Source organism: Sphingopyxis soli (assembly GCF_018682675.1).
GTDB classification, from domain to species: domain Bacteria; phylum Pseudomonadota; class Alphaproteobacteria; order Sphingomonadales; family Sphingomonadaceae; genus Sphingopyxis; species Sphingopyxis soli.
Genome location: NZ_JAFMTR010000055.1, coordinates 1 through 10,121 on the forward strand (window position 1 = coordinate 1; position 10,121 = coordinate 10,121).

Below are 10,121 nucleotides of genomic sequence, written 5' to 3' on the forward strand. Positions count from 1 at the left end.
CGCTCGGCCCCTCCGTCAGCCCTTCGGGCTGCCACCTCCCCATCGCAAGTCGATGGGGAGGACCATATCGTCCACTCCCCACCCCATTCCCGCCACCATCGAAAAAACCGGCTATCAATCCCGCTATGACAACGTTATCTCATCAGCCAAACAGATTCGGGGAGAGACGATCTTGGCGCAAATCGCGGATAGACGCCGCTGGCTGGTGGTGGGGCTCGTCTTCGTCGCGATCGTCCTCAACTATGTCGACCGCCAGATCCTCGCGCTGCTCAAGCCGACCTTGCAGGCCGAATTCGACTGGACCGACCGCGATTACAGCCACATGGCCTCGGCCTTCCAGTTCGCGGCCGCGCTCGCCTTTCTGGGCACCGGCTGGTTCATCGACAAGGTCGGCCTGCGCCGCGGCTTCGCGATCGGGGTCGGCGTGTGGAGCCTCGCCGGCATGGCGCACGCCTTCGCTTCGACCGTCGCGGGCTTCGTCACCTCGCGCGCCGTGCTCGGCGCCGCCGAATCGATCGGCACCCCCGCCGCGGTGAAGACCGCCGCCACCTATTTCAACGCGAAGGAGCGCAGCTTCGTCCTCGGCCTCGGCGGCATCGCCCCCAATGTCGGCGCGATCCTCACGCCCTTGCTCATCCCCCTGATGGCGATGATGTGGGGCTGGCGGGCGACCTTCCTGATCGCGGGCGGGCTCGGCCTCGTCTGGGTCGTCGTCTGGCTGATGGTGCGCATCCCCGAACAGCCGAACGCCGCGCGCGACGCCGCCGCGCCGAAGATCGCCTGGGCCAGCCTGCTGCGCGATCGCCGCCAATGGGCGGTGATCCTGGGGAAAGCGCTCACCGATCAGGTCTGGTGGTTCCTGCTCTTCTTCATGCCCGACCTGTTTCACCGCGTCTTCGGCCTGACGCAGGGCACGCTCGGACTGCCCGTCGCCTTCGTCTATTTCATGGCCGCGCTCGGCGGCATCACCGGCGGCTATCTGCCGTCGCATCTGATGGGCCGCCGCGGCTGGGGCGTGAACGCCGCGCGCAAGACGACGATGCTGATCTACGCGCTGCTCATCCTGCCGGTGCCCTTGCTCGTCGGCGTCGACAGCGCGTGGGTCGCCGCGATGATCCTCGGCCTTGCGCTCTTCGCGCATCAGGGCTTCTCGACCAATCTCTTCGGCCTCACCACCGACGTCTTTCCGGCGCGGATCGTCGGTTCGGCGATCGGGATCGGCGCCTTCGCGGGTAACCTCTCGGGCATGGCGATGATCGAATTCGCGGGCTGGTCGCTCGACACGGGGCGCGGCTATCTGCCGATGATGCTCGTCTGCGCCGTCACCTATCTCGTCGCGCTCGCCGCCATCCACCTCATCCTGCCGCGCATCGTCGCGGTCGACGAGGAGGAGGGCGAAGAGGTGCAGGTGCTGGCGCATTGAGACCCCACCCTCGTCATTCCCGCGAAGGCGGGAATCCCGCTTTTTCATACCTTCTTCGTGCCTTTGCGCCTTTGCGTGAGATTTTCATTGTTTCGCGCAAAGGCGCAAAGGCACGAAGAAGAAAGAAGGGAAGTTTCATCGTTCCCGTCCCGATTGCCGCAAACCGCTTTTCAGCCAGTGAATTTTGGAGTATATGACAGCGATGTCAGATTATCTTCCCGCTCCCGTCCCTGTGACCCTCGCCGGTCATCGGGTTTCGCCCATCGCCTGGGGCATGTGGCGCTTCGCCGGCGTCGATGTTTCGACCGCACGCGCGCGCATCGACGCCGCGTTCGAGGCCGGCGTCACCCTGTTCGACACCGCCGACATCTACGGCTGCGACACGCCGGGCGGTTTCGGTTCGGCCGAGGCCTTGCTCGGCGAGGTGTTCGCCGAAGCCCCGGGCCTCCGCGACAAGATGGTCCTCGCGACCAAGGGCGGGATCATCCTCGGCGTGCCCTACGACAGCAGCGCCGCCTACCTCACCTCGGCGATCGACATCTCGCTGAAACGCCTGCGCACCGACCATGTCGAGCTGTGGCAGATCCACCGTCCCGATCTGCTCACCCACCCGCAGGAAATCGCGCGGACGCTCGAGGAGGCGCACCGCGCGGGCAAGATCGGCGCGATCGGCGTCTCGAACTTCACGCCTTCGCAAACCGCGGCGCTCGCCAAATTCCTCCCCGTGCCGCTGGTCAGCCATCAGAGCGAATTTTCGCCGCTCCACCTGAACCCGCTTTTCGACGGCATCTTCGACCAGTCGATGGCCGAGGGCATGAGCTTCCTTGCCTGGTCGCCGCTCGGTGGCGGCCGGCTCGGCGATCCGGCCGACGAGCGCACGCGCGCAGTCGCCGCACTGCTCGACGCGAAGGCGGCCGAATATGGCGTGTCGCGCGCCGCCGCGACCTACAGCTGGGTGATGGCGCATCCCGCGCGCCCGATCCCGATCGTCGGCACCCAGAATGTCGACCGGATCGGGGAAATTCCGCAGGCCTTCGCCCCGCGCTGGACGCGCGCCGAATGGTACGCGGTGCTGCAAACATCGATGGGGGAGACTCTGCCATGACCGACCGCAGTTGCGAAGTCAGCTGGTTTTCGGCGCTCTGCGACGACGACTATGAATTTCTGGGCGTTCCCGACCCGATGCTCAAGTCGAGCTGGGAACATTGCCGCGACATCGTGATGCAGGCCGATACCTTGGGCTTCGATAATATCCTGCTCCCCTCGGGCTATGCGCTCGGCATCGACACCACCGCTTTCGCCGCCGCGATCGCGACGATGGTCAAGAACATCCGCCTGCTCATGGCGGTGCGCATCGGCGAAAGCTGGCCGCCGCAGCTCGCGCGCCAGATCGCGACGATCGACCAGATCCTCGGCGGCCGCCTGACCGTCAACATCATTTCGTCGGACATGCCGGGCGAGACGATGGACTCCGAACCGCGCTACCGCCGCACGGTCGAGGCGATGCACATATTGAAGACCCTGCTCAATGGCGAAGCGCTCGACCATGACGGCGAGTTCTGGAAGCTGCAACTCGAACCGCCGCGCGTCGGCACCGTGTCGGGCAAGGCGCCGCCGCTCTATTTCGGTGGCCTGTCTCCGGCCGCGCGCGACGCCGCCGCGAAGGGCTGCGACGTCTTCCTGATGTGGCCCGACCGCGAGGAGGTGGTGAAGGCCATCATCGCCGACATGACCGCGCGCGCCGCCGCCTACGGCCGCACCCTCAAATTCGGTTACCGCGCCCACATGATCGTGCGCGACACCGAAAGCGAAGCGCGCGCCGCCGCCGACCGCCTGCTCTCGAAACTCGACGCCGCAAAGGGCGCCGAGATCAAGGCCAAGTCGCTCGATTCGCAGTCGTTCGGCGTCAACGCGCAGGTCGCCTTGCGCGAAGCCGCCTCCGACGACGGCTATGTCGAGGATAATCTCTGGACCGGCGTCGGCCGCGCCCGCTCGGGCTGCGGCGCCGCGATCGTCGGCGACCCCGACCAGGTGCTTGCGAAATTGAACCGCTATCAGGACATGGGCATCGAGGCGTTCATTTTGTCAGGCTATCCCCACGCCGCCGAAGCAGACCTCTTCGCACGCCACGTGCTGCCGAAGATGGCGCACGGACCGTTGGAGGTCTGACCTGGCCGAATTGAAAACTGCGTGCCCCCGCGAAGGCGGGGGCCCATCTCCGGTCGGCGCAAGATGGATCCGGCGGAAGATAGATCAGTATCGGGTTGACCATGCCCCGCATGGTCAAGGATCGTCCGGGGGACGATCCGACCCGATGCTCCTTCGCGGGGACACCGATAGAGGGATGCCCCGCCTCCTCGATGAGACGTAGGAGAGAGGGAGACGGGGCGAGCGCGCCTAAGCAGCGTTCGCCTTGCCTGTCGATGAACAAAAGGTTTTAACCAGCCCAAACCTGCGCATAGAGCATCGCCATCTCCTCGCTATCCGGCACCCGCGGATTGTTCGCGGGCGATCCCGACGCCGCCGCCTGCGCGCACATCGTCGGGACCAGTGCGTCCCAGCGCGCCGCGTCGATCCCCCACGCCGCCGGTCCCGGCACCTCGAGCTCGCGGTTGAGCGCCGCGAGTTCATCGAGCAGCCGCGCCACCGCCGCCTGATCGCCCTCGGCCTCGTCCGCCACCCCCATCGCGCGTGCACAGTCGCCATAGCGATGCAGCGCCGCAGGCGCCGACCACGCCGTCACGGCGGGCAGCAGCATCGCGTTCGACAGCCCGTGCGGGACATGGAAATGCGCGCCGATCGGCCGGCTCATCCCGTGGACCAGCGCGACCGAGCTGTTCGAAAAGGCGATCCCCGCCTGCGTCGCGCCCAGCATCATCGCCTCGCGCGCCGCGGCATCCATCGGGTCGCTGCACACCCGCCGCAAATTCGGCGCAATCGCGCGCATCGCGAGCAGCGCCATGCCGTCGCTGAACGGGTTCGCGCGCTTCGACACATAGGCCTCGATCGCATGGACCAGCGAGTCGATGCCGGTGTCGGCGGTCAGCCTTTTGGGCTTCGTAAACGTCAGCTCATAATCGACGAGCGCCGCGACGGGCAGATAGGCCAGCCCCGGGCACAGCATCTTCTCGTCGGTCGCCTCGTCGGTGATGATCGTGAAGCGCGTCGCCTCCGACCCCGTGCCCGCCGTCGTCGGGATCGCGATCACCGGCAGCCCCGGCGCGTCCTGCACATGCGGCGCCTTGTAATCGGCCATCGCGCCGCCGAACCGGCCTAGCAAGGCAATCGCCTTCGCGCTGTCGAGCGGGCTGCCGCCGCCGAAACCGACGACGCAATCATGATCGCCGTCCCGCAGATAGGCGACCCCCGCATCGACCGACGCCACTGTCGGGTCGGGCACCGTCTCGGCGAACACCCGCGCCGCGATCCCCGCCGCCGCCAGCCCGTCGACCAGCTCGGCGACGCGCCCGCTGCTCACCAGATAGCCGTCGGTCACGATCAGCGGCCGCGCCAATCCCAGCGACGCCAGCACCTCGGGCAATTGTTTCGACGCCCCGCCGCCGATGCGCAGGATGCGGGGCAGGGCGATGCTGGCGATACTCAACGGGCGATCTCCTCGCCGCAACCCTAAGCGGCGATTCAGGCGGCGACAATCCCGTCGAACAGGGCCGCGTCGGCCGATCCCGCGCGGTAGAAGACCGGCGGTTGTCCGAACGGCGCCGCGACGGTCACGTCGCCGCCGCCCGTGAAAGTCTGACCCGACCACAGATGCACCCAGTTGGTCCCGGCGGGCAGATAGGTCGTCCACTCGCGCTTCCCCGCCGCAATCACCGGCGCAACGAGCAGATCCGGCCCGAGCAGAAAGCTCGTCTGGATCGCATAGGTTTCGGGGTCGTCCTCGAAATGCAGGAACAGCGGCCGCTGCACGGGCAGCCCCGTCTGCGAAGCCTCATTGGAAAGCCGTCGCAGATAGGGCGCCAGATGCGCGTAAATCCGCGTCATCCTGGCAAAATGCGCGAGCAGCTCGGGATCGTCGTCGTACTGGACGTTCTGCCGCGGCCGGTTGCCTTCGTGCGTGCGGATCATCGAGGTGAAGGCCGCCATCTCGGCCCAGCGCATCGCGAGTTCGGCATCGCGCGTGGTGTCGAACAGGCTGGTGTAGCCGCCGCAGTCGCTGTGATGGTGCGCGTTGCCGAGCATCCCCGCCGACAGCGCGGCGCAGATCACCGTGCCGATCCCGTCGTGGCGGGAAAAATCGACCGCCTGGTCGCCCGCCCACAGCATCGGGCAATGGCCCTGGACGCCCGCCGCGCCCGATCGCATGAACACCATCATCTCGCCGGTCTGCCCGCGTCCGGCGATCCCCTTGGCATTGACCTCGCCCCACAAGGCCGGCCAGCGATTATGCGCGGTCATCCCGCTCTCGCCATTCGCCAGCCGCACATCGACGGGGAGATATTCGCCGAAATCGGCCATCCAACCCGACAGCCCGAAATCGATCATCTTCTCGCCGACGATCGTGTCGGCGAACCATGCGGCGGCATCGGGGTTGGTGAAATCGACATGCCCGCAATCGAACTCGCCGAAGTCGATGACATAGGGCTCGTCCCTGTCGGGCCGCATCACCATATAGCCCCGAGCCGCCGCCTCGGCATAGAGCGGCCCGTCGACCGCCAGATAGGGGTTCACATAACCGAGGAAGCGAATGCCGCGTTCGCGCAGCTCCGCAATCCGCGCCGGCAGATCGGGATAGCGCTCGGCATTCCACTGCCAGTCCCAGAACAGCCGGTTGCCGAAGCTGGTGATGCGCAGCCCCACCCAATCCTCGCACCACAGCCCCGACACCGCGACCCCGGCCTCCTCAAAGGCCTTGAGCCGCGCAAAGCTGTTGTCGCCGTCCTTCAGCCCGATGACGGCGCCCTTCAGCAGCCATTCGGGCAGCGGCGGCTGGCGCCCGAACCGCGCGGACAAGGCCGATACCAGCGCGGTAAAATGCGGCCTCGCCCAGAGCTCGATCCGCGCGGGAATCTCCCACACCTCGACCTCGTGATAATCCCGCTCACGGAAATCGAACGCGGCATAGGCGAAGCTGTCGACATGCAGCGCATAGCGCCGCGAGCTCACGAACGTCGGCTGCGGATAATTGGTGTGCGCATAGCTGCCGCCGCCGCCCTTGCGATGCGCCTCGACTTGCCGGAACAGCGCCGACGACGGATCGCGCCCGACGCCGGGCTCGCTCGACCAGAGCGGGAAATGTCGCCCGCGCAGGTCGAAATAGGAGAATTGCTCGCCGCCGCCCCACACATGCTCGCCCGCCTCGGCCGGAACGCGCAGCCACAGCCGGTTGAGCGCCGGATCGAGCGCCGTCAGCGCGATCGCGGCATCGTCGCCATCGACCGACACCGTCGCCTCCAGCAGCCACGGCGACCCCGCCGCCTCGGCGAAGCGCACCCTATCGCCATCGACCTCGACATGGCGCAGCGCGATCCGCTCGATCACCTCCTGGCTCACGTCGAAATGCCCGAGCCTGGCCTGCACATGCGGCACCCCGCGCCCGACCGCGAAACAGGGCGCGCCTTCGCCGTGCGCCAGGATCGCCCGCCCGCCGAGGCGGATTGCAAAACCGGTGTCGAGCGCTTCGAGCGCCATGGGGGGAATCCTTTCGCATTCGTCATACAATCCTCCCCGTCGCGAAGCGATGGGGAGGGGGACCGCCGCCGCAGGCGGTGGTGGAGGGGCGGCGACGTCACGGCCCCTCCGTCAGTCGCTACGCGACTGCCACCTCCCTACGGCTGCGCCGCAGGGAGGATCGAGGGTCGTCAGAAATTCACCCGCCCGGTCACCCCGAAATACCGTTCGGCGTCGCGCGGGGTGATCTGGCGCATGAAGCTGGTGCCGTTCGGGATGCGCTGGATCACGAACTGCTTGTCGGTGATATTCTTGACGATGAACGACAGGCTGTACTTGTCGTCCGCCGTGCTCACGCGGATGCCTCCATCCCAGATTGCATAGGCGCTCTGGAAGGCGTTGGGGTTCTGGTTGATGTCGAAATTGGTCTTGCTCTGATAGACGAGCGAGCTGTTCAGATCGACGTTGAACCCGTCGAGGTTCAGCGGCAGGCGCCAGTCCATCGTCACCGTGCCCTTGTATTTGGGCGCAAAGGGCAGCGGCTTGCCGTTGATCGCGTCGGCGCAGGTCACCGCCGCGCCGGTCGGACAGATGAACCTGTTGATGTGCGCGTCGGTGTAATTGAACCCGCCCGACAGCGAGAAATCGTCGGTAATCGCCGCGTTGAAATCCAGCTCGACGCCGCGCGTCGACACCGAGCCCGCGTTGGTCAGGCGCGTGACGACCTGCCCGGCGACGATGTCGAGGAAATTCGCCTGATAATTGTTATACTTGGCATAGAAGGCGGCAAGGTTCAGCGTCAGGCGGCGGTCGAACAGCCGCGTCTTCAGGCCCGCTTCATAGGCGTTCGACTTTTCGGGGTCGATGCGGCCGGTGTCGCGCGCCTGCATGTTGAAGAAGACATTCAGCGCTGGCCCCTTGTAGCCGCGCGTGTACATGCCATAGGCCATGACATCGTCGGTCACGTCATATTGCAGCCCGGCATTGCCCGACCAGCCGTGATCCTTGATCGATCCCGATGCGGCGAACGCCGGATTGACCCCGGGGAAGGCGGTCGGCGAGGTCGAGCGGCGCGCGAAGTCATAGGACACCTTGTCCTCGGTATAGCGCAGGCCCAATATGCCGCGGAACGCATCGGTGAAATTGAGCGTGCCTTGGCCGAACGCCGAATAACTGGTCAGCTTGGTCGTGAAATCGGCATTGCCCTCGTTGGTGGTATAGGTCGACGACCCCTGCGCGCACGGCGTCAGCCCGCCGACGGTCGGCAGCGTCGATGCGGTGCACGCTGTGACCGTGCGGTTGAAGAAATCGACTTCCTTCGTGTGGTAATAATAGAGCCCCGCAACATATTCGAAGAATTGCGGATTTGACGAGGCGATGCGCAGCTCCTGCGTGAACTGGTCGAATTTCAGGTCGCCGCGGTCGTGCGAGCGCACGTCGCCCGATGCGGTGCCGGTGTTGACATATTTCGGCGCGTCCGACCGGAAATCGCCGTCGCGCTGCTGGAAGTTGTACCAGTGGCGATAGGCGGTGATCGAGGTCAGCGTCGCGCCGCCAAGGTCGAGGTCGAACTGCCCCGAAACACCGCTGTTCTTGTCCTTGGTATACGGGTCGAGGTCGTTGTCGATGTCCTTGTTCTTGCCGTTCAGCACCAGCGGCGCGAGGCTCGGGATGAACACCGCATTGTTGAAGGCCGAAGGAAAAACGGTGCCGATGCTGTCGGCATAGCCGTTGTCGCTGTTCTTCGAATAATCGGCGATCAGCGTGATCTTGAGCGCGTCGGTCGGCTCGGCGATCAGCTTCCCGCGCACGCCCCAATGCTCGTACCCGTTTACCTTGTGGCCGTTGAACACGTTGCGGCCGTTGCCGTCGTACTGCGACCAGAAGCCGGTGAGCGACGCCTTGACGCTGTTTGAAAGCGCGCCGCCGACGCTGCCGCGGATGCGATATTCATTGCCCTCGTACCAGGCGGCGTCGACATAGCCGCCCAGCGCGTCGCCGGGTTCGCGCGTGACGATGTTGATCACGCCCGCGCTGGCATTCTTGCCGAACAGGCTCCCCTGCGGCCCGCGCAGCACTTCGATGCGCTCGACGTCGAGGAAGTCTGACGTCTGCTGGCCGGTGCGCGCATAGACGACGCCGTCGATCACGGTCGACACCGACGGTTCGACCCCCGACGAGAAACTGATCGTGCCGACGCCGCGGATCGACAGCGCCGAATCCTTGTTGGTGTTGCCCTTGCGGAAGGTCAGCGTGGGGACGCGCTGGAACAGCTGCTCGGCGGAATTGACGTTCGCGCGCTCCAGCATGTCGCCCGAGACGACCGAGATGGCGACCGGCACATCCTGCAGATTCTGCTCGCGCTTCTGCGCGGTGACGATGATGTCGTTGCTGGCGAACGGCGCATCGGCTTCGGCCGGAACGGCCTGGGCCTGGGCGTGGGCCGGGGCGGCGGCCAGCGCCAGTCCCAGTGCCGATGTGACCGCAAGATACGCTTTGGCGTTCGACGAAATCATCCTCAAATCCTCCCTTGGATGCGCTGCTGAATCATAATCTCAACCGATTTGATTGATAATAATGGGCGCCCCATGCGCGCAATTATGTCTGTGGTCAAACGGGGAAATGTCGCGATGCCATGCGCAGATGCCATGACCGGCACGACGGGGCGGCGCGCGACGCGATCGCGTTCTGCTTCCCACCCTGCATAAGGCATCGACGTCTCCCCATGTCATCGCGGATCGTTCGCCCGCTTCGACTTGCAAGCCGCGGTCTGGGTATCGCCCACGCCCGCGAATCGACCGACGGGCGCAGCGCCCGTCAGCCTGCACAGGGATGCGCGCCAATATCATTGCAGTCCAATCGAGAAATGTCGGTATATTATGTCCAAATGCTATGACCTGAACGAAGGGCGCCCGACCGGTCTGGGTTGGATTCCAGCCTTTCAATTCTCGTCATGCTGGCTGCGGCGATGCTATAAATGTCGTGCTTCGGCCGTTTTCAGACCTTTGTCATTCCGGACTCGATCCGGAATCCATTTTTCCAGCGCTGCGCGAATGGACCCCGGATCAAG

Annotated in this window: 6 protein-coding genes; 3 read left to right on the forward strand and 3 right to left on the reverse strand. The window is 65.5% G+C overall.

Translation table 11 applies throughout. The features are described 5' to 3' along the window. The first annotated feature begins 172 nt into the window (after positions 1 to 172). The 3 genes from J1N50_RS08455 (at position 173) to J1N50_RS08465 (ending at position 3,592) form a co-directional block, all read left to right on the forward strand. Positions 173 to 1,423: an MFS transporter gene (locus J1N50_RS08455; protein WP_246553255.1), complete on the forward strand. Its 1,251-nt coding sequence runs from the start codon at positions 173 to 175 to the stop codon at positions 1,421 to 1,423. Between the two features lie 202 nt (positions 1,424 to 1,625). Continuing rightward, positions 1,626 to 2,528 (forward strand): aldo/keto reductase, encoded by a 903-nt coding sequence (locus J1N50_RS08460; RefSeq protein ID WP_425516934.1) that lies wholly within the window; start codon positions 1,626 to 1,628, stop codon positions 2,526 to 2,528. After that, positions 2,525 to 3,592, forward strand: a complete 1,068-nt coding sequence (locus J1N50_RS08465; protein WP_215352850.1) for an LLM class flavin-dependent oxidoreductase — start codon at positions 2,525 to 2,527, stop codon at positions 3,590 to 3,592. Before J1N50_RS08460 ends, J1N50_RS08465 begins: the two co-directional genes overlap by 4 nt. Before the next feature lie 268 nt (positions 3,593 to 3,860). Here J1N50_RS08465 and J1N50_RS08470 read toward each other — a convergent pair whose 3' ends face one another. From J1N50_RS08470 to J1N50_RS08480, 3 genes are all read right to left on the reverse strand, one after another. Beyond that, on the reverse strand, positions 3,861 to 5,027 hold the full coding sequence (locus J1N50_RS08470; protein WP_215352852.1) for an iron-containing alcohol dehydrogenase: 1,167 nt from the start codon (positions 5,025 to 5,027) through the stop codon (positions 3,861 to 3,863). A 35-nt stretch (positions 5,028 to 5,062) separates the two neighbouring features. After that, positions 5,063 to 7,072: an alpha-glucosidase gene (locus tag J1N50_RS08475; RefSeq protein ID WP_215352854.1), complete on the reverse strand. Its 2,010-nt coding sequence runs from the start codon at positions 7,070 to 7,072 to the stop codon at positions 5,063 to 5,065. Positions 7,073 to 7,242: 170 nt separating this feature from the next. Continuing rightward, positions 7,243 to 9,567 carry a TonB-dependent receptor gene (locus tag J1N50_RS08480; protein WP_215352861.1) on the reverse strand — a complete coding sequence of 775 codons (2,325 nt, stop codon included), beginning with the start codon at positions 9,565 to 9,567 and terminating at the stop codon, positions 7,243 to 7,245. Positions 9,568 to 10,121 lie beyond the last annotated feature (554 nt).

Bases quoted from the DNA above. Each gene is read 5' to 3' on its own strand.
- J1N50_RS08460 (WP_425516934.1), top strand. From the start codon at position 1,626: ATGTCAGATTATCTTCCCGCTCCCGTCCCTGTGACCCTCGCCGGTCAT.
- J1N50_RS08465 (WP_215352850.1), top strand. From the start codon at position 2,525: ATGACCGACCGCAGTTGCGAAGTCAGCTGGTTTTCGGCGCTCTGCGAC.
- J1N50_RS08475 (WP_215352854.1), bottom strand. From the start codon at position 7,072: ATGGCGCTCGAAGCGCTCGACACCGGTTTTGCAATCCGCCTCGGCGGG.
- J1N50_RS08480 (WP_215352861.1), bottom strand. From the start codon at position 9,567: ATGATTTCGTCGAACGCCAAAGCGTATCTTGCGGTCACATCGGCACTG.